We start from the raw sequence: 25,378 nt of genomic DNA on the forward strand, positions 1-25,378 counted from the left end.
TAATGAATTTGTTTACAAGAAATGATATAAGAAATGTGGCAATAATAGCCCATGTCGATCATGGTAAGACCACATTGGTAGATGCATTATTAAGACAAAGCAATATATTTAGATCAAATGAAAAAGTTGAAGAGAGAGTCATGGACTCAAATGATCTTGAAAAGGAAAGAGGTATTACTATACTATCAAAGAATACTTCTGTAATGCATAAAGGAATTAAAATAAATATAGTAGACACACCGGGCCATGCAGATTTTGGAGGAGAAGTAGAACGTGTACTTGAAATGGTAGATAGCGTTTTATTATTAGTAGATGCTTATGAGGGACCTATGCCTCAGACAAAATTTGTTTTGAAAAAGGCGTTGGAATTAAAATTAAAGCCAATAGTTGTTATAAATAAAATAGATAAGTCGGATGCAAGACCTTCTGAAGTACTGGATGAAATTTTTGATTTATTTATAGAGTTAGGTGCTAATGATGAACAGCTTGACTTCCCTGTAGTTTATTGTTCTTCAAAAGCAGGGTTTGCTAAAAAAGAGATGGAAGATGAATCAGATAATATGGAACCTTTATTTGATGCAATAATAGAAAATGTTGCTCCACCTCAGGGATATTTAGATATGCCACTTCAAATGCTAATTACAACTATAGATCACAATGAATATGTAGGTAGAATAGGTGTAGGAAAAATAACAAGAGGAAGTATAAAGAAAAATGAGCAGGTTGCACTTATAAGAAAAGGAAATAAAATAGAGAATGTAAAAGTGTCTAATCTTTATGTTTATGATGGACTCAAAAAGAAAGAGGTAGATGAGGCAAAACTTGGTGATATAGTTGCTGTATCAGGTATTCCTGATATAAATATAGGTGAAACTATAGCAGATGCTTCAGAACCAGAAGCACTTCCTTTTGTAGAGATAGACGAACCTACATTGAATATGAACTTTATGGTAAATGATTCACCTTTTGCTGGAAGAGAAGGAGATTATGTAACTTCAAGACATTTGAGAGATAGACTCATGAAAGAGCTTGAAACAAATGTTGCCCTTAAAGTAGAAGAAACTGACTCAGCAGATTGCTTTAAAGTAAGCGGCAGAGGAGAACTACATCTTTCAGTTTTAATAGAAACTATGAGAAGAGAAGGCTATGAATTTCAAGTTTCAAAACCAACAGTTATATATAAAGAAGAGAATGGAAAAAAATTAGAACCTATTGAATATTTGACTATAGATGTACCTGAAGAATTTATGGGAATTGTTATGGAAAAGCTTGGACCTAGAAAAGCTGAAATGGTAAATATGACTTCTGCAGTTAATGGGTATACAAGACTGGAATTTAAAATACCAGCAAGGGGACTTATTGGATTCAGAAATGAATTTATGACAGATACCAAGGGAAATGGAATAATGAACCATGTATTAGATAGTTATGAAGAATACAAAGGAGACATACCAGAAAGAACAAGAGGATCACTCGTAGTATTCGAACCAGGTACTGCTATAACTTATGGACTTTTTAATGCTCAGGAAAGAGGAACTCTTTTTATAGAGCCAGGAACAGAAGTATACGAAGGAATGATAGCTGGTGAATGTTCAAGAGCTGAGGATATAGAGGTAAATGTATGTAAAAAGAAGCATTTGACAAATACAAGAACTTCAAGTGCGGATGATGCATTAAAGTTAGTTCCTGTAAACAAAATGAGTCTTGAAAAATCACTAGAGTTTATAGCATCGGATGAATTAGTGGAGATTACTCCTAAGAGTATAAGAATGAGAAAGAGAATATTAAATACAGATCTTAGAAAAAAGGCTGCAAGGAGAAAATAGTAAAAGCTTTTACACATAAGAATAACTATTTAATTTGAAGTTATTTTGGAGGAAAAAATGAGCGGTGTTGCATATGAATACATGGAAAATTATATAAGATCATTGATAGGAGAACATGATGGAATATTAAAGGAGATGGAAGAGTACGCCAGATTAAATTCTGTTCCAATAGTTCATAAAGAAGTGGCAAGATTTTTAGAACTTATGATAACTATGAAAAAGCCCTTAAAAATTTTGGAGCTTGGAACAGCAATTGGTTACTCTGCTATTCTCATGAGCTTAAGTTCCCATAAAAAAAGTCATATAACAACAGTTGAAAGAGATAAGCACATGATAGAAATCGCCAGGGAAAATGTGAAAAAATATAAATTTGAGCAGCACATTGACATTATAGAAGGAGACTGCCTGGAAGTACTTAAAACTATGCAGGAACAATATGATTTTATATTTATGGATGCAGGCAAAGCACACTATAATCATTTTTTACCTTATTGTTTAAAACTTTTAAATGAAGAAGGCATGATAGTAGCAGATAATGCATTATTTAGAGGAATGATTGCTTCAGATGAATTGGTGAAAAGAAGAAAGATAACTATAGTAAAAAGAATGAGAGAGTACTTAAATACAATATCTGATCATGATAAATTTATAACATCAATTATACCTATGGGAGATGGTATAGCTGTTACAGTGAGGAGGAATTAAGATGAAAAAACCAGAACTTCTAGCACCAGCTGGTAATCTTGAAAAGCTGAAGACAGCTATAAACTTTGGTGCTGATGCAGTTTATCTTGGAGGCAGCAAGCTGAATTTAAGAGCTTTTGCGGATAATTTTGAAGATAATGAATTAGAAGAGGGAATAGAGTATGCTCATAAAAGGGGTAAAAAGGTATTTGTAACTGTAAATGTGTTCCCTCATAATGAAGATTTAGTGGGAATGGAAGATTACTTAAAAAAATTATACGAATTAGGATCAGATGCAATACTTGTATCTGATCCAGGAATAATAATGACTGCAAAAGAAGTCGTTCCTAACTTAGAACTTCATTTAAGTACTCAAGCCAATAATGTGAATTGGAAATCAGCTATGTTTTGGCACAACCAAGGAGTAAAGAGAATAGTACTTGCAAGAGAGTTATCGCTTAAAGAAATAAATGAGATACGATGCCATTTACCGGAGAGTTGCGAAATAGAGGCTTTTGTTCATGGTGCAATGTGTATGTCCTATTCTGGTAGATGTGTACTTTCAAATTATATGACAGGAAGAGATGCCAATAGAGGTCAATGTGCCCAGCCATGCAGATATAAATATTATTTGATGGAAGAAAAAAGGCAAGGGGAATACTTCCCGGTATTTGAAGATGATAGAGGAGCTTATATATTAAATTCTAAAGATTTATGTATGATAGATCATATTCCTGAACTAGTTAAGAGTGGCATAAATTCATTAAAAATAGAAGGAAGAATGAAGAGTTCATATTATGTGGCTACTGTAGTAAAAGCCTATCGAAGAGCGATAGATGCTTATTTTGAAAATCCAGATTCATATAAATTTAAAAAAGTATGGTTGGATGATTTAATGAAAGCAAGCCATAGAGTATATTATACTGGATTTTATTTTGGAGATCCGGGCAAACAGGTATATGAGACCTCTTCATATATAAGAAATTATGATATAGTAGGAATAGTGAAAGATTATGATAGCCTTGAAGAAAGAGCTGTTATAGAACAGAGGAATAAGGTTTTTAATGAAGATGAAGTAGAAGTGCTTAGACCTAAAGGTGATGGCTTTTGCATACGCCTTTATGACATGAGAAATGAAAAGGGAGAAAAAATAGAATCGGCACCTGTAGCCCAAATGATATTTACAGCTAAAGTAAGTAACAAGATGGAAAAGGGAGATATGCTTTTAAAAGCAAAAAGTGATAAATAAAAAATAAGTATGGTAAAAATGATAAAATTATGAATAAAACACCTTATTTTGGACAAAATTTTAGTCTAGATGAGGTGTTTTTTTTATGTTTGAGATTAATAGAAATGTAATTAGAAAAAGACAGTGTTTTTTATTTATAGTAATTATTTTAATATTTTCAGTACTATATTTTAAAATAATAAAGGTTCAATATTTTGGGTGGAACAAATTAAGTGTAATGGCGGATGCTCAGTATTCCTATAAAGAAGATCTTACAGATGCCAATTACAAATTATTTGATTCTTATGGAAGACAGCTTATGAGTTACAATAAGAAATATTATGTTGTAATACTGCCAGAAGTGTTTTTAAAAGATAATCAAAATGCAGATTCAGAGAAAGTTTTGACACTTGTATACACTCTTAGAAATTATAATAGTAGCTATGATTTATCTAAGATAGCTGTGCTAAATAGCAGTCAAAAAGTATATTATGAAATTGACGAGAGTACATATAATAAACTAAAAGATATAAAAGGCGTAAATGGATTTTATACCTATATATACTCCCCATTAAATAGGAGTGGAGTGTGGAGCATAGAAAATTTACTTGAAAACCCTAGAAGAACTAAGGATAATAAGATGAAATCTGGGAGTTCTTTGGAAATGCAGATATATAATAAAACTAAGAATAACGAAAAACCTCAGGTAGTATTTGAGAGGGATGTAAATGGAAATATAATAGGGAAAAAGACCAATTTACCTAAAAATAATGTAAATGTTAGGTTGACTGTAGATAAAGATATAGAAGATAAAATAAAAGAAGTGTTAAATAGCAGCGAAAATAAAAACTATGGGCAGATTGGGGTAGTTTTAATGGAGGCAAGTACGGGAAAAATAAAAGCTCTGGTGCAGAAAGATGATAATAAGCCAAATGTAAATTTAGGGGTTTCTACTAATCATGGATTTTTCCCTGGATCTATATTCAAAGTTTTAGTGGAGGAAGCAGGACTCGATAAGAATATGATAAGTGTAAATGATAAGTTTACATGTAGAGGACTTTATGAAGAAAAAGATGAGTCCCATCACGGAACTTTGACTCCAGAGGGGGCACTTACACTGTCATGTAATGATGTATTTTCTCAAATAGGAAATAAGGTTGGATTTAACAATTTTTATGACAATGCAAAATCTCAAGGATTGTTTCAAAAAGTGTTAAATTTGGATAGTGAAAAAGAGGGCCGATTTGAGGTGAAAAATCCAAGTTATAGTGATGGAAGCCTGGGACTTGCAGCTATAGGTCAAAATGTAAGAATAACTCCACTGGAAGCTATAAGCATACCTAATACAGTTATAAATGATGGAGTATATGTTAAACCGTATATAGTAGATAGTTACGTAGATGATAAAAATAATGTTATAGAACAAGTTAATACTACAAGTTATTCTGTAATTGAGAAATCTACAGCAGAGGAAATGAAGAAGCAGATGATAAATGTAGTTGATATGGGTACAGCAAAATCAGCGTATATGAACAATCAGGAAGTAGGGGGAAAGACTGGAAGCACACAGAGAGTGGAACTTACTGGCAGCAGCAAAACTGCACAGGAACATTCAGATGGATGGTTTTCCGGTTTCTTTAAAGCAAATGGAAGATATTATTCGATGGTAGTTTTTGTTGAAGATATAAATAAAGACAGCGAAAGCGGAGGAAATACTGCAGCTCCTATTTTTAAAAATATAATTTTGAAAGTACAGCAATATTTAAAGTGAAATTAAATAAATTTATTTATGTGTGCACTTTTTTAAAATATATTCATAGTATATTAATAAGCACTGTTAGGAGGAGCAACAAGTGTTTTTAACAAATTGCTTATTAGATATCCTGGGAAATGTAGTATTTATGACGGCTTACGTTACAAATAGTAGTTCATTTCCACAACCCTTAAGTGATGAAGAAGAAGAATATTATCTCAAAAAATTAGAGCAGGGAGATTTGCTTGCTAAAAGTATTTTAGTGGAGAGAAATTTAAGACTAGTAGCACATATTGTAAAAAAGTATTCATATCCTAGTAAAGAAGTAGATGAATTAATTTCAATTGGAACTGTTGGGCTTATTAAAGCAATAGATTCTTTTGATATGTCTAAGGGAACTAGACTAGCAACATATGCAGCAAAGTGTATAGAAAATGAGATATTGATGCTTATAAGAAATAATAAAAAAATTAGAAATGAAGTATACTTAGAAGATCCTATTGGTGTTGATAAAGAAGGAAATGAAATATCTCTTATGGATGTTCTCAGTAGTGATGAAGGTTCTATAATTGAGATTGTAGAACAAAAATTACAGGTAAAAAAATTATATTCTAAAATAAACACTTGTTTATCTGAAAGGGAAAAAAGCGTTGTGGAAATGCGATATGGCCTCTTGGAAGGAAAACCAAGGACCCAAAGAGAGATAGCTAAGCTATTAGGAATATCAAGATCTTATGTATCAAGAATTGAAAAAAAAGCTTTAAAAAAGTTATACAAAGAATTAAATTATGGGACAGGATAATTTTGGATGAAACTTATAGAGTAAAGGTTTTAATAAATTCCATTATGTATTTTTATACAATTTTATGTAAATACAAATGGAATTTATTTCATTTTTTGACAATCGTAAATAACTTTGGTCAAAAGTAAAATTGTTTATAAAAAAGTAGACATAAATGACGAATATAATAAGGTATAATATAATTTTATAAATAACTTTTAAATTTTTGAATTAAAGTTTTATTCTATAAAATAATTATTGAAAATATAGACGGATCAGAGAGGGGAACTTAAATTGCTATCATTAAAAGATTTATTAGAAATAACTATTAAAGAAGAGGCATCAGATTTGCACCTTACTGTAGGTATACCTCCTGTAATAAGGGTAAATGGAGAACTTGAAGTACTTGGAAAAGAAAAACTGCAGCCATCAGATACAGAAAGATTTAGTAAAGAAATATTAGATAAAGATTATGATAAATATATGAAAATTGGAGAAATCGACATATCATTTTCTGTAGCTGGACTTGGCAGATTTAGAGTAAATATTTTCAAGCAAAGGGGAAGTAATGCCATTGCAGTGAGAGTTGTAGGATTGAAAATACCAACTTTAAATGAACTTAAATTTCCACAGGTAATAAAAAATCTTTTATCTTATAAAAAAGGACTGATTTTGGTAACAGGTCCTACAGGTTGTGGAAAAAGTACGACTTTAGCAGCTATGATAAATGAAATAAATTGTACAAGAGCTGCACATATAATAACTTTAGAAGATCCTATAGAATATTTACATAAGCACAACAAGTCTATAATAAATCAGAGGGAAATAGGGAAAGATTCCTTAAGCTATGCTAATGCTTTAAAGTCAGTACTTAGAGAAGATCCAGATGTAATTTTAGTGGGAGAAATGAGAGACCTTGAAACTATATCTGTTGTGCTTACGGCTTCTGAAACCGGACATCTTGTATTTTCGACGTTACATACTATAGGAGCAGCTAAAACTATAGATAGAATTGTAGATGTATTTCCACCGTATCAACAACAGCAGATAAAAATACAATTAGCAGCAGTTTTAAGGGGAATAGTATCTCAGCAGCTTATACATAGAGAAGATGGTAAGGGAAGAGTAGCAGCAGTTGAGACTATGATTGCTACTCCAGCCATTAAAAATATGATAAGAGAAGGAAAAACCTATCAAATAGAATCTTCAATGCAAACCGGGTCAAAGTATGGTATGAAGACAATGGATATAGCACTGGCGGAACTTTATAAAAAAGGATTAATATCTTATGAGTCTGCTATTGCCTATGCTTGTGATGCAAATATAATAACTAAAATAATTTCATTATAGAAAATTTATGTAAAAAGGTAGAACTTTTAAGTGCTGCTTTTTTACATAAATAAAATATTTTAATTAATTATTATAATTACTATAGTAATTAATTTTTATTTGTGCTAAAATAACTTTGAATTAGGGGGGATTAAATTGAGCATTTTTAAGGAATTAATTCATAATGCCTCTCGTGTTTTAACTTATACAGTTTATATAATATCTATTTATTATTTGTTTATATCAATTTTTGGCATACGGAGAAAAAAAGATACTGGAGAGGTAAAACCAGAAAAAAGTTTTGCATTAGTTGTTGCAGCTCACAATGAAGAAGTTGTAATTGATGATATTATAGAAAGTTTAAAAAAACTTGATTATCCTAAGGCATTATACGACATTTTTGTAATTGCAGATAACTGTACAGATAAAACTGCATTAAAGGCTAGAAAAAAGGGAGCCATTGTGTATGAAAGATTTACCGAAGGAAAAAGAGGTAAAGGTTATGCACTGGAGTGGATGTTTGATAAGATCTTTAAGATGAAAAAGAAATATGATGCTGTTGCTATATTTGATGCTGATAATTTGGTTAATAGAAATTTCTTGAAGGAGATGAATAAGCAGCTTTGCAAAGGCTATAAAGTTGTTCAAGGTTATTTGGATAGTAAGAACCCTTGTGATACGTGGATTACAGGAAGTTATTCTATAGCATTTTGGACCTGTAACAGGATGTTTCAACTAGCCAGAAGTAATTTAGGTCTGTCGACTCAACTTGGTGGAACTGGTTTTTGCATAGATATAACTGTTTTAAAAAAGTTAGGTTGGGGTGCCACGTGTCTTACGGAAGATTTGGAGTTTACATGTAAATTGGTATTGCATGGTTATAAGGTAGGATGGGCTCATGATGCCATAATATATGATGAAAAGCCACTTACACTTTTCCAGTCTTGGAAACAGAGAAAAAGGTGGATGCAGGGATTTGCAGATGTATCCAGCAGATATTTTTTTAAACTTTTAATAAAATCAATAAAAAGTTGCAATTTTGTACTTCTTGATTGTGCATTTTATAGTATTCAACCTATAGTAACTGTTCTTATAGGAATTTCTGCTATAAGTGGTGTAATTCAATATTTTATGAAGACATATAATTTAATATCTAATTTCAATACAGTTGTATACTCTATAAATTTTGATTTGTTTACGATTATAGCGGTACTATTTTCTATATTACAATTTGTATATACTCCTTTTGTGCTTATTTTAGAAAAAAAATTAGATCTTAGGATATTTGGGTATTACATAATTTATCCTCTATATGTTATAACATGGTTTCCAATTTCTCTTCAAGGAATTATATACAAAAACGATAAAGAATGGAACCATACTATTCACAGTAGAAGTGTAAAGATAAAAGATTTAGAAAAAGCTAATTAAATAAATTTTTATAGGGGAAAGGGCTGTAAGTCTTTTCCCCTTATTAAGGTATATTTGAACAGGATTTATTCCCAAATTAATTTAATATTGTTTAACTTAATTTGAGTTTTTATTAAAATGTGATAAAATATAAGAGGAAAATTAGATTTTTTGTTGAATATATATTTTGGATGTGTATTTCCTATAGTTTTCTTTATCCGATGACTATCTGCTCATGCTCTAATATGTGATAATATTTTATATTTATAATAAAAATTGTATGAATGTAAATAAGATCCTTACTTTATGAAATTGAGGAGCGGTTGCGTACATGGATAACGTCTTCTAAGATTCAAAAAGTTGAATCTAGGAATTATGTTTATGCAAAGGAGGGAAAAAATACTTTAATGAATGAGTATATAATTGGCATAGATATAGGTTCGTCCAATATATGTGCTGCTGCTGGAAAAGTGGACAAACATGCTGGAGTACAGATAATGGGTATAACTTCTTCAAATTGTACGGGAGTGAAAAGAGGAATAGTTGTAGATATAGATAATACTTCAGAATCTATAAAAAAATGTATAAGTTCTTTAGAAAGAATGCTTGATACTAAAATATCAGAAGCGTATATATCTTTACCAGGAGGAATAAGTGAGATTATTTGGAATAAAGGTGTAGTTGCTGTATCTTCAGAAGATCGTGAAATAAAACAAAATGATGTAAAAAGAGTTTTAAAAGCATCTAAGATTATTACGGTTCCAAATGATAAAGAAATAATAGGGGTAATACCTGAGCAATACATAATTGATGGTTACGACAAAATAAAGGATCCCATAGGTATGAGCGGATTAAGATTGGAAGTAGACTCACAAATAATAATGGCTCAGTCAGCAATAGTAAATAATATTTTTAAAAGTGTAAATAAAGCAGGAATAAAAGTTTTAGGAGTAGTATTTCAACCCATAGCTATATCTGAAGTAGTATTAAAAGAAGATGAAATTCAACGGGGAGTAGCTCTTGTTGATGCAGGAGCAGAGTCTATAAATATTTATATTTATGAGGGTGGAAATTTGAGGAGTATAAGTACTATAGGCTTAGGTGGAAATATAATAACAAATGATATTGGAGTTTGTTTAAAACTTTCTGCTTCAGAGGCAGAAAAACTCAAAATAAAATATGGAAGTCTTGAAATAAACCATGATGAAGAAAACTTTAAGATAGAAGTCGATGCTGATTATAATAACAAAGTAAAAGTTGATTATAATATTTTAGTTCAAATTATACAAGCTAGAGTAGAAGAATTATTTTCTATAATAGATAAGGAAATAAGAAATTCTGAGTATTATGATAAACTTTCGGGCGTAGTTATGGTAGGAGGCGGAATGGCTGCTATAAATGGAATAGAAAAATTTGGTGAAAATGTGTTGAAGAAGCTTGTAAGAATTGGAATTCCAAAATACATAGGAGCAGCTAGTCCTATGTATGCTACAGCAGTTGGAGTAGTAAAAGATGTTTCAAATTCAATAAAAGTTAAAAATGCAGCATTTACGGATCCGATTAAAAATAAAGATATATGTGATTATGAGGAAACAGATAAAAAACAAAAAACAAGTAAAAAAAATAAAGATAGTAGTTTTGTATCAAGAATAAAACAATTCTTTACAGATTTTTTTTAATAAAGGAGGCAGGGTATTGTGTTAGATTTTGATGTTGATGTTCAACAATTTGCTCAGATAAAAGTAATAGGATGCGGCGGCGGAGGAAACAATGCTGTAAATAGAATGATAAAAGAAGGATTAAAAAATGTTGAATTTATAGCCATAAATACAGATAAGCAAGCATTAATGCTTTCACAAGCATCGCAAAAAATACAAATAGGTGATAAGCTTACCAAAGGACTTGGTGCAGGGGCAAATCCTGAAATAGGGAAAAAGGCCGCAGAGGAAAATAAGGATGAAATATCTCAAGCTATAAAAGGTGCGGACATGGTGTTTATTACAGCAGGTATGGGTGGTGGAACTGGTACAGGGGCAGCTCCTATAATCGCAGAAATTGCAAAATCAATGGGTATACTTACTGTGGGTGTGGTTACTAAACCTTTTCCTTTTGAAGGAAGAAAGAGAATGCTTCATGCAGAAATGGGAATAAAGGATTTGAAGGATAAAGTTGATACTTTGGTTACAATACCAAATGAAAGGTTACTTTCTGTGGTGGATAAAAAGACAACTTTAATGGAATCCTTTAGACTTGCAGATGATGTATTAAGACAAGGCGTTCAAGGTATATCAGATTTAATTACTATACCTGGACTTGTAAATTTAGACTTTGCAGATGTTAGAACAATTATGATAGACAAGGGTCTTGCACATATGGGTGTAGGTAAGGGAAATGGTGATAATAGGGCACAGGATGCAGCAAAACAGGCAATATCAAGTCCACTTCTTGAAACTTCCATAGTAGGGGCTACTGGAGTACTTTTGAATATAACAGGTGGACAGGACCTAGGGCTTTTAGAAATAAATGAAGCTGCGGAGATAGTTCAAGATGCAGCAGATCCTGATGCAAACATAATATTTGGAGCTGTTATAGATGAGGAAATAAAAGATGAAATAAGAATTACTGTAATAGCTACAGGTTTTGAAACGGGAAAGGATGAAGTTAAGAGGGAAACAAAATCCGATATCAAATCTTCAAGACGAAGTATGATGAATAATGAGGATGAAGCAGCAGCTTCTGTAGAATATGAGAAAATTGATGAAAATAATTTGGAAGTACCAGCTTTCCTAAGAAGACAGAGAAAGTAGAAAAAATCCGTGTATAGTTTAAACTATACACGGATTTTTTATTGTCTAACTTTATGCAATACAAATGACTTTAAATAGTACTAAAAAAAGATTTTATGGCATAATATAGAAAATAAAAATATTATATATGATTAAGAAATGACAAAATTTTGAAATATATAAGTATATAATAAAGGTAAATACAGGAAATAAAGCTGGAGGTGAGCTTACAATTGGTAGTATATGCAGACTTGCTAATTTTAATAAACTTTATAGTAAACTTTTTTTTATTATATATTACAGGAAGAACTCTTAAGTTAAAGATAAAACTTAAATTTATGATTTTAGCTGCGGCCATAGGAAGCGGTTATACGGTTACATTAATTTATCCAGTCTTAAATATATTTTCTGCTTTCTATTTTAAAATTTTAGTAGCAGCTATGCTAATTTATATTTCTTTCGGTAATAGGGGATTTATATGTAATTTTAAAATTTCAGCTGTATTTATTTTGTATTCTATGCTGCTGGCAGGTATTTGTATGTTTGTGGAATATAGTAATTGCTCCTATACAGGAGATTATATGATAATTAATTTCCCTTATGAATGGCTTTTTATTTCTATCATGGTGTTGTACATAATAATTGATAGATTGGTAATTTATGTTAAAGATAGGAACAAGATGTTTAAATTGATTTATAATGTGGATATTGTATTTAAAGACAAAAGTAAGAGTGTAAGGGCTTTTTTAGATACCGGGAACGAGCTTAGGGAGCCAGCTACCAATTTGCCAGTAGTGATAGTTGAGAAGTCTGTATTTCAAAATATAAATCTAGAAGAAATGGATAAGTTTTATATACCTTATAGAGTTATAAATGGCAAGTGTGGCAAGCTTCAGGGCTTTAAGCCAGATGTAGTAAAAATAGACTTTGGACAAGAAACTAAAAATAGAGAAGTTATAATTGCTATTTGCAAGGATAAATTGAGTAAATTTGACGATTATCATGCACTTCTTTCTAGGGGAGTGATATAGACGGTAGGTGTATAACGGCTGATACGCCCATGGATAAGATTTTCTCCTAAAGGATAACGCATTATAAGTGCTAAAGACACTAAGAACACTGTTAATAAGACTCAGATGGAGAAAGAATATTTCTCACAAGTAACCCCTATTTGAGTCTAAAAATCACTTGATGTAAAAGGAAATTAAATGATGGAGGCTATGATTATGCTTAGGTTAAAAATATTGTTGAACAGAATACTTACAAAATTTAAATTTGCAATAAAAAACATATATTATATAGGGGGAAATGATGTACTACCACCTCCACTTAGCAAAAAAGAAGAAGAGGATTTGGTTTTGAAGTTAGTTTCTGGAGATGAGAAGGTAAGATCTACTCTTATAGAAAGAAATTTGCGATTGGTAGTTTATATAGCTAGAAAGTTTGAAAATACAGGTGTAAATGTGGAAGATTTAGTATCAGTAGGTACCATAGGACTTATAAAAGCAGTAAATACATTTAATCCTGAAAAAAAAATAAAATTAGCTACTTATGCTTCTAGATGCATAGAAAATGAAATACTCATGTATCTGAGAAGAAATAGTAAAACAAAGGCAGAAATTTCTTTTTATGAACCACTCAACATAGATTGGGATGGAAATGAATTATTACTTTCTGATATTTTAGGAACGGACAATGACGTAGTATACAATTTTATAGAAGATGAAGTGGATAAGCAGCTTCTAATGCTAGCTATGAAAAAATTGAGTGACAGGGAAAAGGAGATAGTTAATCTAAGGTTTGGATTAAATGGCAAAAGTGAAAAAACTCAGAAAGAGGTTGCAGACTTACTTGGAATATCACAGTCTTATATATCAAGGTTAGAAAAGAGAATAATAAAGAGACTTAGAAAAGAAATAAATAAAATGTTATAGGGTTGTCTTTAGTATAAAACTCAGCTTCTTAGTAAATACTTAAAATGCTATATATTCTAAAGGGGCTGATTACATGATAATTAATAAAGTAGAAATTTGTGGCGTAAATACATCAAAATTGCCAGTTCTCAAGGGAAAAGAAATGAAAGAACTTTTAATAAAGATGCAGCAGGGAGATAATGAATCTAGAGAAAAGTTTATAAAGGGTAATTTACGATTGGTGTTAAGTGTAATACAGAGGTTTAATAACAGGGGAGAAAATGTAGATGATCTATTTCAAGTAGGATGTATAGGGCTTATAAAAGCCATTGACAACTTTGATTTAAGTCAAAATGTTAAATTTTCAACTTATGCTGTACCTATGATTATAGGAGAAATAAGAAGATACTTAAGGGATAACAATTCCATAAGGGTAAGCAGATCTCTTAGAGATATTGCTTATAAAGCACTTCAAGTTAGAGATAAATTAATAAGGGAAAATAATAAAGAACCAACTATATCACAAATAGCGGAAGAATTAAATATACCAAGAGAGGAAGTGGTATTTGCATTGGATGCCATTCAGGATCCAGTTTCCCTGTTTGAACCCATATATCATGATGGGGGTGATGCAATTTATGTAATGGATCAAATAAGTGATACTAAAAATTTGGATGAAAACTGGTTGGAAAACATATCGATAAAAGAAGCCATGAAAAAATTAAATGACAGGGAGAAATTGATACTTAATTTAAGATTTTTTGATGGACGGACTCAGATGGAAGTAGCAGATGAAATAGGTATATCACAAGCGCAGGTATCTAGGTTAGAGAAAACTGCCTTAAGGCATATGCGAAAATATATATAAATAGGTATAATGTTTAATTTATAATAATTAGAAACTCAACTTTCACACATATGAAATTTTGACTTAATATAAAAAAATTGCGGCATAATTTTTTTAGTTGATAGTTAAGAATTAAAAATTAATAGTTAATGTGGATTTTTTCCGTTACACTACAAAAAACCATCCTTCACTATTAATTCTTCATTATTAATTCTTAACTTGCGAAGCTTTGCTTAGCAAAGTTTTTAAACTGTGAAAGTTAAGTTAGAAAATAATAAAAATGGGGGATGTACATAAATGGAGTTAGAAGGAGATTTATTTTCTTTGACTAATCTAAGAAATATGGAAATAATAGATATAAATACGGGTGCAAAATTAGGTTTTATAAAAGATCTAAAGATAAATTGTGAAGAGCATAAGATAATATCAATTATTTTACCATCTCAAACTTTTAAAATATCATTATTTGGGAAAAATGAAGATATAGAAATACCCTGGGATAATGTAAAAAAAATAGGTGTAGATGTAATTTTAGTCGATGGGAAAAATCTTGTAGAGGAGTAGAAGTTTCCACAAAATAAGTATATAATTATAATATGTATACTATCTTATATGAAGGACGTGAATTAAAGTGAAATGCCCTTATTGTGGATACAATGAAACTAAAGTAGTGGATTCTAGATCTACAGATGACAATATGGCTATACGAAGAAGAAGAGAATGTTTAAGGTGTAATAAAAGATATACCACTTATGAAAAAATTGAAAATGTACCCATTTTAGTTGTAAAGAAAAATATGAATAGAGAATATTTTGACAGGACTAAAATATTAAATGGATTAATAAAAGCTTGTGAAAAACGTCCTGTTTCAAGAAAACAAATTGAAAATATAACCGATGAAGTAGAGAAAAAGATAAATAATAATATGATCACAGAAATAAGTTCCTCGGAGATAGGGGAAATTATTATGGAGAATTTAAAAAAGGTGGATGAAGTATCTTATGTCAGGTTTGCGTCTGTTTACAGACAATTTAAGGATATAAATACTTTTATGCAGGAAATAAAAAATCTTATTTCAAATAAATAAATGGTATGCTTAAAGGCATACCATTTATTTTATGTTAAATTAAAGTTAAAACATATTTATAGTCCCATCAATTAAAAAAACAATGTTAAAATATATTTAAGATAATCTTAAATATGTTTTTAATTTTGAAATAAATTCTAGATGGAGGATTAACATGGAGAAAATTACAGTAGAAGGTTATGAATTTATAAAAATAGATTTGCCAGGTGCAGAAGCAATATTTTCAACAGCCAAAAATGATTTGAGTTTTAATAAGTCCACAGATTCTGGAAAGGAAAATATTAAAAGTTTAAAAAGATGGTTTAATTTGAAAACTGTGGGATATTTGAATCAAGTTCATGGGTGTCGGAGCATAATTTATACAGGTAAAGATGAAGAGAATGCAGATGGAATAATTACAAATGAGAGTAATACAGCTGTAGGAGTTTTTAATGCTGATTGTATTCCAATACTTTTATATGATAAAAAAAATAAGGTTATAGCAGCAGTCCATAGTGGATGGAAAGGTACTTTAGCTTGTATTCTTTCTAAAACTATTGAAAAACTTGAAAGGAATTTTAATAGTGAATCTAAAGATATAATAGTATGTGTAGGACCACATATTCACAGCTGTTGTTATGAAGTTGGGGAAGAAGTAATGGATAAATTTAAGAACTCTGATTTTTATAGATTTAAGGATGTATTTAGAAATAGAAATCTTGATCTAAAAAAATGTATATTATATCAACTTCAGGACAGAGAAATAGAAAGTGAAAATATAAAATATTTAGATATATGTACCTATTGTAATACTGAATATGAAATGCATTCTTATAGAAAAGATAAAGACTATGGAAGAATGTTTTCATTTATTTATCTAAAATAAAAATGGGGGATTATTATGTTACAAGAAAAGATATTAATAGTAGATGATGAAGAACATATTTGTGAACTTATTAAATTTAATCTTGAGAAAAATGGATATAAGGCTATTGTAGCAGGAAATGGGATAGATGCATTGAAAATTGTAAGGGAAGAGATGCCTCAGTTAATTTTACTGGATGTAATGCTGCCTGGAATGGATGGATATGATGTGTGCAAAGAAATAAGAAGGGACAATGCTATATCTTTTATTCCTGTAATAATGATAACTGCAAGAGGAGAGGAATTTGATAAAGTACTAGGATTAGAACTTGGAGCAGATGATTATATGACAAAGCCTTTTTCTATAAGGGAATTAGTTGCTAGGGTTAAAGCTGTACTCAGAAGAACAGCATTAAAACCTGTAGATAAATGCTATGTATTTGGACAGGTAAGTATAGATTTTGATAAACATGAAGTAATTAAAAATGGTGAAAAGGTAGAATTAACCTTAAAAGAATTTGAACTCCTAAAAATGCTTATAAAAAATAGGGGAAGAGTAATGACTAGAGATTTTCTATTAGATAAAATATGGGGGTACGAATATGTTGGAGAAACTAGAACAGTAGATGTACACATAAGACATTTAAGACAAAAAATAGAAGATTTCGACAAAAAACCTAAGTATATTGAAACTATTCGTGGCATTGGCTACAGATTTAATTCAGAAGAGTAGTTGGTGAAAAAAATGAAAAAAAGATTAACGCTTTCAATGCTTTGTACTCTTATATTTAGTATGCTTATAACAACTATATTATTTATAGTAATTGAAAATCATGAATATATTGAAAATATGAAACAAACTTTAAAAGTGAATAACCAGATTATAATAAATGTACTGAAAAATGAAAAGATAGATAGCCGGGGAAGTTTTTTTAAAAAGCAATTTCAAAATAAACTTATAAGAGAAACTTTAATAGACAGGAATGGTAAAGTAATAAGCGATTCTGTGGCAGTAGAAAAGGATATGAATAATCACAATCACAGAAAGGAAATTCAAGAAGCAAGAAAAAGTGGGACTGGTTATGATATAAGAGTCAGTGATACTACGGGTAAAAAAACACTTTATTTTGCTACTATATTTAAAGATGGATATGTAGTAAGAAGTGCATTTACCATGCAGACAATTAAGGGATTTGAGGATAATTATTTTAAATATTATATAATTATAACTCTTTTCTCCATACTTGTTTCTATAGTATTTGCCTTAAAGCTTTCAAAGTCCATAGTAGGTCCTATAAAAAAGCTTCAATATACTACATCTAGTATAGCAAGTGGAGAATTGGATAAAAGAGTGAGAATTAATTCTAAAGATGAAATAGGGGAATTGGCAAATACATTTAATTATATGGCAGATGCTCTTCAAAGTACCTTAAAGGATTCTCTAGATAAGCAAAATAAACTAGAGGCAATACTTAAAAGTATGGACAGTGGTGTAATAGCTGTTGATACTAAGTACAATATTATAATGATAAATCCCTATGCAAAAAAGATATTTGGTATAAAAAAAGATATAATAGGTGAAAGTTTGATAGATAATATAAGGGATTTTGAACTAGAAGATGTATTTAAAAGTATGGAGGATGACTACAGAGAAATTAAAATACTGTGGCCAAGAGAGAGAGAATTAAGGATAAAAACAGCCTATATTATAAATAGCAGTAAAAAAATAGGTAAAGTGGCAGTGATTCAAGATATAACGGATATAAAAAAGCTGGAAAATATGAGATCTCAATTTGTGGCCAATGTTTCGCATGAATTAAAAACCCCTCTTACTTCTATAAAAGGATTTGCTGAAACCTTAAAGTATGTAGATGATGTTGAAAATAAGAATAGATTTTTAAACATAATAAATGATGAAGCGGATAGACTTACCAGGTTGATAAATGATATATTAACTCTTTCCCATATAGAAAGTAATAGTATAGATAAGGTAGAAGAAGTAAAAATAGACGACATAGTAAAAGATGTTTGCTGTATGATGAAAACCGCAGCATATAAAAAGAATATTAAGATAGAGAAAATAGGAGATAAGGTACCTAGCATATGGGCTGATGCAGATAGATTTAAGCAGATGGTAATAAATCTCATGGACAATTCAATAAAATATACTAACAATGGTGGCACAGTAAAAATTGGAACAATGCTTCAAGATAATAATTGTGTTTTATGGGTAGAGGATAATGGGGTAGGGATTTCAAAAGAACATCAAAATAGACTTTTTGAAAGATTTTATAGAGTGGATAAAGCTAGATCAAGAAATCAGGGTGGAACAGGACTCGGACTTGCTATAGTAAAACATATAGTTTTAGGCCTCAGTGGAACTATAGACCTCCAAAGTGAAGTTGGAAAGGGGAGTAAATTTACAGTTAAAATCCCTTTAGATGCTAATAGTAAAAATGAAGATATGTAATAAATGTTAAATTAACATCTGTACTTAAAGAAATAAGTGCGGATGTTAATTTTAATTAACATACATGTAATAAAGGATTAATCTTTGAGGAATATTATAAACAATGTAAGCAGTAAGTGTTTGAAGCAATATTATTGTTAGGGAGCAAATTTTAAGGAGGTCTAATATTATGAAGAAAAAAGGCTTGAGAGCTCTTATAGCAGCTATGACTATTACTGTAGTTGCAGGAGCATTTGTTGGATGCGGTGGAAACAAAAATGAAAGTAGTTCTGGAGGTACATCAGAAGGATCTAAACAGGAAGTAACAGGAGCTATAACATTAGCAGGATCTACTGCACTTCAGCCTTTAGCAGAACAGATCGGAAAGACGTTTTCTGGGAAAAACCCGAAGGCAACTATAAATGTTCAAGGTGGAGGAAGCGGTACTGGTTTAAATTTAGCATTGCAGCATACCACAGATATAGGAAATTCTGACGTAACAGCAGAATCAAAATTAGATGCAAGTAAGGCAAAGCAGTTAGTAGACCATAAGGTATGTGCAATAGGATTTGCAGTAGTAGTAAATCCTAATGTTAAGGTTGATTCTTTAACAAAAGATCAAATACAAAAAATATTTACAGGACAAATTACTAATTGGAAGGATGTAGGGGGAGATGACATGAAGATAAATGTAATAAACAGAACAAAGTCATCTGGTACAAGATCTACATTTAAAGATACGGTAATGGGTGGAAAGGATGAAAAGGAAGGACTTGGAACAACCCAGGATTCTAATGGAAATGTAGAAAGTGCAATCAAAACTACTCAAGGTTCTATAAGTTATCTAGCTCTTTCTTATTTAACAGGATCAGTAAAAAGTAATGTTAAAGCTTTAAAAATAGAAAATGTTGAAGCTTCAACGGAAAATATAGTTTCTAAAAAATATCCTTTCTGGTCTTTTGAACATATGTATACAAATGGGGAAGCAAAAGGACTGGCAAAAACTTATATAGATTATGTACTCAGCGATGAAAATAAAGATACTATAAAGAAACTTGGATATATACCAATGAGTGATATGAATGAAAAATAATTTGGAAGGTTTTAATGGCTGGCTGCAAAAACAGTTGGCCATTAAAAATATAAATTTGAGGTCGGTGAATATGGAGAAAAAGTCATTTTGGAATAAACTAAAAAATGAGTATATAGGAAGAGGATTTGCAACGCTCTGTGGACTAATTATTATAGTTCTTACATTGAGTATAATAGTTTTTATATTTTCAAAGGGAATAAATACATTTGTAAAATGGAGATATCCTATAACTGAATTTTTATTTACTTCTAATTGGGTTCCTGACAGCAGCAATCCAAAACTTGGGGCATCTATATTTTTCGCAGGATCTATACTTGTTTCTGTAGGAGCAGTTATAATAGGTGCACCTATAGGCATAGCACTTGCTGTATTTATGCATTATATATCTCCTAAGGTAGGTTCTAAGATATTACAACCTTCTTTAGAATTATTTGTAGGCATACCTTCAGTTGTATATGGTTGGGTAGGATTTAGTGTACTTCTTCCATTTTTAAAGAGAGGTTTTGGAGGTATTGGTTTTAGCTTAATTGCAGGTATATTAGTTTTGAGTATAATGATTTTACCTACTATAGCAAGCATATCAGCAGATGCTGTAAAAACTATTCCTAAAAGTTATATGGAGGCATCTTATGGACTTGGTGCAACTAGATGGCAAACTATAAGAAGAGTCATAATTCCATCTGCTAAAAGTGGTATATTGACGGGAGTAGTATTAGGTCTTGCTAGGGCTTTTGGAGAAGCTCTTGCAGTGCAAATGGTAATAGGAAATACAGTGAAATTCCCTAAAAATTTATTGAGTCCTACATCTACACTTACTAGCGTTTTAACTATGGATATGGGAAATACGGTATCTGGAACTGCATGGAATGACGCATTATGGTCTTTAGCGCTATTTCTTTTAATAATTTCTTTTATATTTATTATAATAATACGAGCTATTGAAAAAAGGAGTGAAATAAAATAATGGATGCTAAAGTTAAAGATAGAATTTGGACTGGAATCTTTTATGCAGTAACTGTTTTTGTAGTAGCTCTTCTGGTAGCTTTGATAGGATATATATTGTTTAAGGGCATAGGCTTTTTTAAACCATCGTTTTTATTTGGAAATGCAAAATTTGGAGAAGCAGGGGGAGGCATAGGACCTCAGCTTTTTAATTCCTTTTACATGTTAATAGTTGCACTTATTATAAGTGTTCCCTTTGGCATAGGAGGGGGAATATACTTAGCAGAGTATGCTAGAGAAGGAAAGCTTTTAAATATGATAAGATTGTGTATAGAGACTATGTCTTCTTTGCCTTCTATTGTAGTAGGATTGTTTGGACTTCTCATATTTGTAAATATGACCGGTTGGGGGTTTACACTATTATCAGGGGCGCTAGCCATATCTATATTGAATTTGCCAGCTTTAACTAGGGTAAGTGAAAATGCTATAAGGGTAGCGTCAATTCCTGTAAAAGAGGCTAGCCTTGGACTTGGTGCAACAAGGTGGCAAACTATATCGAAGGTAGTTCTTCCATCGGCAATACCACAGATACTGACAGGCATAATACTTGCGGCAGGGAGAATATTTGGAGAAGCAGCAGCACTTTTATATACGGCAGGAATGAGTGCACCAAAATTAAATTTCTCCTATGTAAGTTTGACTAATAATGGATCTGCTTTCAGCTTAATGAGACCTGCGGAAACGATAGCAGTATATATATGGAAGTTAAATTCTGAGGGAATGGTACCAGATGCTACACAAATAGCTAATAAAGCTTCTGCGGTTTTGGTAATTATGGTATTATTGTTTAATTTTTTAGCCAGAATTCTCGGAAAAAAAATATATGAAGCCTATACTGGTAAAAAATGAGGAGGAAAGTTGATGGATATAATATATACTAAAGATCTTAATCTATATTATGGATCTACCCAGGCTCTTAAAAAAGTAAGTTTGAATGTAGAAAAAAATTCAGTTACAGCATTAATAGGACCTTCTGGGTGTGGAAAATCTACATTTTTGAGAACTTTAAATAGGATGAATGATTTGATAGAGTCAGTTAGAATAGAAGGAAAAGTGTTTTTTGAAGGCAAGGATATATATCAAGATTATGATGTGATAGATTTGAGAAAAAGAATTGGAATGGTGTTTCAAAGCCCTAATCCATTTCCTATGTCAATATATGACAATGTAGCATACGGACCTAGGATACATGGTATAAAGGACAAAAGTAAATTAGATGAATTAGTTGAAAATAGTTTAAAAGGGGCAGCCATATGGGATGAAATTAAAGATAGATTGAATAGAAGTGCACTAGGGCTTTCTGGTGGCCAGCAGCAAAGATTGTGTATAGCAAGAACTCTTGCAGTAGAACCAGAGGTGCTGCTTATGGATGAACCTACTTCTGCATTAGATCCTATATCTACATTAAAAATAGAAGAATTAATGGATGTATTAAAGAAAAAATATACTATAATAATAGTTACGCATAATATGCAGCAGGCTGGTAGAATATCAGATTATACTGCTTTTTTCCTAAATGGAGAAGTTATAGAAGCGCAAAAAACAGAAAATATTTTTTATAAACCTAAAGATAAAAGAACAGAGGATTATATTACAGGAAGATTTGGCTAAACTATAATTTTAAAATAAAAGTATATATTATATTTAAGAGAGGTGATACTGTGCCGAGAAGTAAATTTGATTATGAATTATCCGAAATGCACAATGATGTACTTAGGATGGGAAGTGTAGTTGAAAAGCAAATTCATCAATGTATAGAAGCTTTAATTAATCAGGATATAAAAATTGCAAAGGAAACTATAAAAAATGACGATTTAGTGGATAATTTGCAAAAAGAAATAGAAAATAAGTGCATAAGATTGACAGCAAGAGAACAACCTATTGCTACGGATTTAAGGATAATATTTACCACATCTAAATTGGTAACTGACCTAGAAAGAATAGCTGATCATGCTGTAGATATAGCGAAAGTTACATTGAGATTGGAAAATGAAAAGTATGAAAGAAAACTTATATATATACCTCAAATGGCTGAGATAATAAATAAGATGATAAAGAGGGCATTAGATGCTTATGTGGACAGAAACGTGGAAGAAGCGTATGAAGTTTGCAAAATGGATGATGAGGTAGATAAATTATATAAAAGTGTATTTAAAGAAATGCTGGAATTGATGAATAAAGATAAAAGCAAGATAAATCAATTTGCCCAATTGTTATTTGTATGCAAGTATTTGGAAAGAATAGCTGATCATGTAACTAATATATGTGAAGAGGCTATATATTTAGTTACAGGGGAACAAAAAGATTTAAATGAATAAATATATGTTTAACAATGCACTTAGGAAACTAGGTGCTTTTATTTTGCAAAATATTAGTCTTTGGTGTAAATTAAATTATTAGTAAATTTTTGTAGAATTTTTAATTATTTTTAATTTTTAATGTCATGTAATATGTTAAAATGGTATAGTTCATGCATTTAGTTATCATATTAATTGTATATTCGCATATAATATAGAGGTTAATTTTGTATTTAATTTTAGTTAATTATATGTTATACTTTATAAGGTCGAAAATATATATTTTCAATAATAGGGAGGGATATAATGTTTGCTTTTACTCCAAAAGAAGACAAATTCTATGAGTTCTTTGTGCAAACTGCAAATATTGCCTATACAGAAGCAAAATTGTTGTTAGATTTTTTAAATAACCTGGAAAATTCAGAAGAAAATTTGAAAAAATTAAAAGAGGTGGAACATGAAGGAGATAAAAAACAGCATGAGATATTGGAACAGCTAAATAAGACATTTATTACCCCAATTGATAGGGAAGATATATATGCAATAGCAAACGACATGGATAATATTATTGATTATATGGAATCTACAGCTAGTAGATTTGTTATGTTTAATGTAAGTGAATGTACGGAAGACGCTATTTCATTAAGCAAAATGATAGTTCAGTGCTGCAAGGAACTTATCATTATAATGGAAGAATTAAAAAATATGAAAACAAGCAAACAGTTATCAAAGAAAATAATAGAGGTAAATAGGATAGAAGAAGATGGAGATATAGTTTCAAGAAAAGCTATTGGTGATATATTTAGAAAAGACATAGAAGTTATAGATGTCATAAAATGGAGAGAAATATATCAATATCTTGAGGATACTTTAGATGCCTGTGAGGATTTAGCTAATGTTATTGAAGGAGTAGTAATGAAAAATGCCTAGTACTTTAGTAATAACTATTTTAATAGTTGTAATTGCAGTTATATTTGATGTTATTAATGGTTTTCATGATAGTGCTAATGCTATAGCCTGTGCTGTATCTACGAGGTCTTTATCTTTAAGACAGGCCGTTGTAATTTCTGCAGTTTTAAATTTTGCAGGTGCTTTTTTAAGCGTTTCAGTCGCGGAAACTGTGGGAAAGGGTATAGTTGATCCTAATAACATAACTCAGGAAGTAATTATAGCAGCCCTTATTGGAGCTATAATATGGAACTTAATAACTTGGTATTTTGGAATACCTAGTAGTTCTTCCCATGCCCTTGTAGGAGGAATAGTAGGATCAGCAATTATATATAAGGGTACATTTCTAATTGTCAATTGGTCAACTCTTTTTTGGAAAGTTATTTTATGGCTTATATTGTCGCCAGTAATAGGATTTATAGTGGGATTTATTATTATGAATATAATAAAAGCATTTCTAGTAAATACGAGGCCTTCTACTGTAACAAAAGTATTTTCAAAAGCTGAAATCTTTTCTACCATGTTTTTAGCTTTAAATCATGGTGAAAATGATGCTCAAAAAACTATGGGAGTTATAACTATGACTCTTGTAAGTGCTGGGTTTATAAAAGAATTTTCAGTACCTACATGGGTAAAAATAACCTGTGCACTTGCTATGGCATGTGGAACTGCAATGGGAGGAAAAAGGATAATCAAAACCATGGGTTCTAAAATGGCTAAAATAGTGCCTGTAAATGGTTTTGCAGCAGAAATGGGATCTTCTGCGGTAATATTAACAGCTACTATGTTTCAGGCACCTGTTAGCACAACTCATATAATAAATTCAGCTATAATGGGAGTTGGTTCAGCTAAAAGACTTTCAGCAGTTAGGTGGTCTGTAGTTAAAGATATAGTTATAACCTGGGTATTTACTATACCAAGTTGCGCTGTTATTTCAGGAATTATATTGTTTTTAATAAATTTACTATAATTTTAACAAAATCTCTTCTATTAATTTAGGGAGATTTTTTATTTAAAAAGTTTAATAATTGACTAAATATACATATTAGGTTATATTCTAAATGTATGTTAAAGTATCTAGGTTCAATATTGTAACCTAATA

At 30.7% G+C, this 25,378-nt stretch carries 24 protein-coding genes; all 24 read left to right on the forward strand.

The window, feature by feature from the left end; genetic code table 11:
• Positions 1-2 precede the first annotated feature (2 nt).
• Positions 3-1,826: a translational GTPase TypA gene (typA, locus tag CLAU_RS16175; RefSeq protein WP_013237887.1), complete on the forward strand. Its 1,824-nt coding sequence runs from the start codon at positions 3-5 to the stop codon at positions 1,824-1,826.
• 57 nt (positions 1,827-1,883) lie between these two features.
• Complete coding sequence (locus tag CLAU_RS16180; protein WP_013237888.1) at positions 1,884-2,531, forward strand: O-methyltransferase; 648 nt, start codon at positions 1,884-1,886, stop codon at positions 2,529-2,531.
• A gap of 1 nt (position 2,532) precedes the next feature.
• Positions 2,533-3,759: a peptidase U32 family protein gene (locus tag CLAU_RS16185; RefSeq protein WP_013237889.1), complete on the forward strand. Its 1,227-nt coding sequence runs from the start codon at positions 2,533-2,535 to the stop codon at positions 3,757-3,759.
• Between the two features lie 85 nt (positions 3,760-3,844).
• Positions 3,845-5,509: a penicillin-binding transpeptidase domain-containing protein gene (locus CLAU_RS16190; protein WP_013237890.1), complete on the forward strand. Its 1,665-nt coding sequence runs from the start codon at positions 3,845-3,847 to the stop codon at positions 5,507-5,509.
• Positions 5,510-5,591: 82 nt separating this feature from the next.
• The gene (sigK, locus tag CLAU_RS16195; protein ID WP_013237891.1) at positions 5,592-6,293 is read left to right on the forward strand and encodes an RNA polymerase sporulation sigma factor SigK; all 702 of its coding nucleotides are present in this window, start codon (positions 5,592-5,594) and stop codon (positions 6,291-6,293) included.
• A 273-nt stretch (positions 6,294-6,566) separates the two neighbouring features.
• The gene (locus CLAU_RS16200; RefSeq protein ID WP_013237892.1) at positions 6,567-7,622 is read left to right on the forward strand and encodes a type IV pilus twitching motility protein PilT; all 1,056 of its coding nucleotides are present in this window, start codon (positions 6,567-6,569) and stop codon (positions 7,620-7,622) included.
• A 135-nt stretch (positions 7,623-7,757) separates the two neighbouring features.
• Entirely contained in the window at positions 7,758-9,032 is a 1,275-nt protein-coding gene (locus CLAU_RS16205; protein ID WP_013237893.1) for a glycosyltransferase family 2 protein, read from the forward strand.
• A 386-nt stretch (positions 9,033-9,418) separates the two neighbouring features.
• The gene (gene ftsA / locus CLAU_RS16210; protein ID WP_029170054.1) at positions 9,419-10,690 is read left to right on the forward strand and encodes a cell division protein FtsA; all 1,272 of its coding nucleotides are present in this window, start codon (positions 9,419-9,421) and stop codon (positions 10,688-10,690) included.
• 18 nt (positions 10,691-10,708) lie between these two features.
• On the forward strand, positions 10,709-11,818 hold the full coding sequence (gene ftsZ / locus CLAU_RS16215) for a cell division protein FtsZ (RefSeq protein WP_013237895.1): 1,110 nt from the start codon (positions 10,709-10,711) through the stop codon (positions 11,816-11,818).
• Between the two features lie 212 nt (positions 11,819-12,030).
• Entirely contained in the window at positions 12,031-12,828 is a 798-nt protein-coding gene (gene spoIIGA, locus CLAU_RS16220; RefSeq protein ID WP_013237896.1) for a sigma-E processing peptidase SpoIIGA, read from the forward strand.
• A gap of 195 nt (positions 12,829-13,023) precedes the next feature.
• Positions 13,024-13,731 carry an RNA polymerase sporulation sigma factor SigE gene (gene sigE / locus CLAU_RS16225; protein ID WP_023163094.1) on the forward strand — a complete coding sequence of 236 codons (708 nt, stop codon included), beginning with the start codon at positions 13,024-13,026 and terminating at the stop codon, positions 13,729-13,731.
• A 73-nt stretch (positions 13,732-13,804) separates the two neighbouring features.
• A complete protein-coding gene (sigG, locus tag CLAU_RS16230) occupies positions 13,805-14,578 on the forward strand; it encodes an RNA polymerase sporulation sigma factor SigG (RefSeq protein WP_013237898.1) in 774 nt (257 codons plus the stop codon).
• A 276-nt stretch (positions 14,579-14,854) separates the two neighbouring features.
• A complete protein-coding gene (locus CLAU_RS16235) occupies positions 14,855-15,121 on the forward strand; it encodes a YlmC/YmxH family sporulation protein (protein WP_013237899.1) in 267 nt (88 codons plus the stop codon).
• A 67-nt stretch (positions 15,122-15,188) separates the two neighbouring features.
• Positions 15,189-15,644 (forward strand): transcriptional regulator NrdR, encoded by a 456-nt coding sequence (gene nrdR / locus CLAU_RS16240; RefSeq protein ID WP_013237900.1) that lies wholly within the window; start codon positions 15,189-15,191, stop codon positions 15,642-15,644.
• Positions 15,645-15,798: 154 nt separating this feature from the next.
• Positions 15,799-16,509 (forward strand): peptidoglycan editing factor PgeF, encoded by a 711-nt coding sequence (gene pgeF / locus CLAU_RS16245; RefSeq protein WP_023163095.1) that lies wholly within the window; start codon positions 15,799-15,801, stop codon positions 16,507-16,509.
• Between the two features lie 15 nt (positions 16,510-16,524).
• Positions 16,525-17,220: a response regulator transcription factor gene (locus CLAU_RS16250; protein WP_023163096.1), complete on the forward strand. Its 696-nt coding sequence runs from the start codon at positions 16,525-16,527 to the stop codon at positions 17,218-17,220.
• A 12-nt stretch (positions 17,221-17,232) separates the two neighbouring features.
• Positions 17,233-18,957 carry a two-component system histidine kinase PnpS gene (gene pnpS, locus CLAU_RS16255; protein WP_023163097.1) on the forward strand — a complete coding sequence of 575 codons (1,725 nt, stop codon included), beginning with the start codon at positions 17,233-17,235 and terminating at the stop codon, positions 18,955-18,957.
• A 169-nt stretch (positions 18,958-19,126) separates the two neighbouring features.
• Positions 19,127-20,029 carry a phosphate ABC transporter substrate-binding protein gene (locus CLAU_RS16260; RefSeq protein ID WP_023163098.1) on the forward strand — a complete coding sequence of 301 codons (903 nt, stop codon included), beginning with the start codon at positions 19,127-19,129 and terminating at the stop codon, positions 20,027-20,029.
• A gap of 70 nt (positions 20,030-20,099) precedes the next feature.
• Positions 20,100-20,993, forward strand: a complete 894-nt coding sequence (pstC, locus tag CLAU_RS16265; protein ID WP_029170052.1) for a phosphate ABC transporter permease subunit PstC — start codon at positions 20,100-20,102, stop codon at positions 20,991-20,993.
• Positions 20,993-21,880: a phosphate ABC transporter permease PstA gene (gene pstA, locus CLAU_RS16270; RefSeq protein ID WP_023163100.1), complete on the forward strand. Its 888-nt coding sequence runs from the start codon at positions 20,993-20,995 to the stop codon at positions 21,878-21,880. Before pstC ends, pstA begins: the two co-directional genes overlap by 1 nt.
• Positions 21,881-21,892: 12 nt before the next feature.
• Entirely contained in the window at positions 21,893-22,642 is a 750-nt protein-coding gene (gene pstB, locus CLAU_RS16275) for a phosphate ABC transporter ATP-binding protein PstB (RefSeq protein WP_013237907.1), read from the forward strand.
• Positions 22,643-22,692: 50 nt separating this feature from the next.
• A complete protein-coding gene (gene phoU, locus CLAU_RS16280; RefSeq protein ID WP_023163101.1) occupies positions 22,693-23,349 on the forward strand; it encodes a phosphate signaling complex protein PhoU in 657 nt (218 codons plus the stop codon).
• Between the two features lie 285 nt (positions 23,350-23,634).
• The gene (locus CLAU_RS16285; protein ID WP_013237909.1) at positions 23,635-24,258 is read left to right on the forward strand and encodes a DUF47 domain-containing protein; all 624 of its coding nucleotides are present in this window, start codon (positions 23,635-23,637) and stop codon (positions 24,256-24,258) included.
• The gene (locus CLAU_RS16290) at positions 24,251-25,246 is read left to right on the forward strand and encodes an inorganic phosphate transporter (protein ID WP_013237910.1); all 996 of its coding nucleotides are present in this window, start codon (positions 24,251-24,253) and stop codon (positions 25,244-25,246) included. The genes CLAU_RS16285 and CLAU_RS16290 overlap by 8 nt, the downstream gene beginning before the upstream one ends.
• Positions 25,247-25,378 lie beyond the last annotated feature (132 nt).

The sequence above is a fragment of the Clostridium autoethanogenum DSM 10061 genome (assembly GCF_001484725.1).
Taxonomy (GTDB): Bacteria; Bacillota; Clostridia; order Clostridiales; family Clostridiaceae; genus Clostridium_B; species Clostridium_B ljungdahlii.

Coding starts and splice junctions, on each gene's coding strand:
- ftsA (WP_029170054.1), top strand. CDS start 9,419: ATGAATGAGTATATAATTGGCATAGATATAGGTTCGTCCAATATATGT.
- CLAU_RS16185 (WP_013237889.1), top strand. CDS start 2,533: ATGAAAAAACCAGAACTTCTAGCACCAGCTGGTAATCTTGAAAAGCTG.
- pgeF (WP_023163095.1), top strand. CDS start 15,799: ATGGAGAAAATTACAGTAGAAGGTTATGAATTTATAAAAATAGATTTG.
- CLAU_RS16190 (WP_013237890.1), top strand. CDS start 3,845: ATGTTTGAGATTAATAGAAATGTAATTAGAAAAAGACAGTGTTTTTTA.
- pnpS (WP_023163097.1), top strand. CDS start 17,233: ATGAAAAAAAGATTAACGCTTTCAATGCTTTGTACTCTTATATTTAGT.
- CLAU_RS16260 (WP_023163098.1), top strand. CDS start 19,127: ATGAAGAAAAAAGGCTTGAGAGCTCTTATAGCAGCTATGACTATTACT.
- CLAU_RS16285 (WP_013237909.1), top strand. CDS start 23,635: ATGTTTGCTTTTACTCCAAAAGAAGACAAATTCTATGAGTTCTTTGTG.
- CLAU_RS16235 (WP_013237899.1), top strand. CDS start 14,855: ATGGAGTTAGAAGGAGATTTATTTTCTTTGACTAATCTAAGAAATATG.
- CLAU_RS16290 (WP_013237910.1), top strand. CDS start 24,251: ATGCCTAGTACTTTAGTAATAACTATTTTAATAGTTGTAATTGCAGTT.
- pstC (WP_029170052.1), top strand. CDS start 20,100: ATGGAGAAAAAGTCATTTTGGAATAAACTAAAAAATGAGTATATAGGA.
- CLAU_RS16180 (WP_013237888.1), top strand. CDS start 1,884: ATGAGCGGTGTTGCATATGAATACATGGAAAATTATATAAGATCATTG.
- pstA (WP_023163100.1), top strand. CDS start 20,993: ATGGATGCTAAAGTTAAAGATAGAATTTGGACTGGAATCTTTTATGCA.
- pstB (WP_013237907.1), top strand. CDS start 21,893: ATGGATATAATATATACTAAAGATCTTAATCTATATTATGGATCTACC.
- typA (WP_013237887.1), top strand. CDS start 3: ATGAATTTGTTTACAAGAAATGATATAAGAAATGTGGCAATAATAGCC.
- sigG (WP_013237898.1), top strand. CDS start 13,805: ATGATAATTAATAAAGTAGAAATTTGTGGCGTAAATACATCAAAATTG.
- CLAU_RS16250 (WP_023163096.1), top strand. CDS start 16,525: ATGTTACAAGAAAAGATATTAATAGTAGATGATGAAGAACATATTTGT.
- sigE (WP_023163094.1), top strand. CDS start 13,024: ATGCTTAGGTTAAAAATATTGTTGAACAGAATACTTACAAAATTTAAA.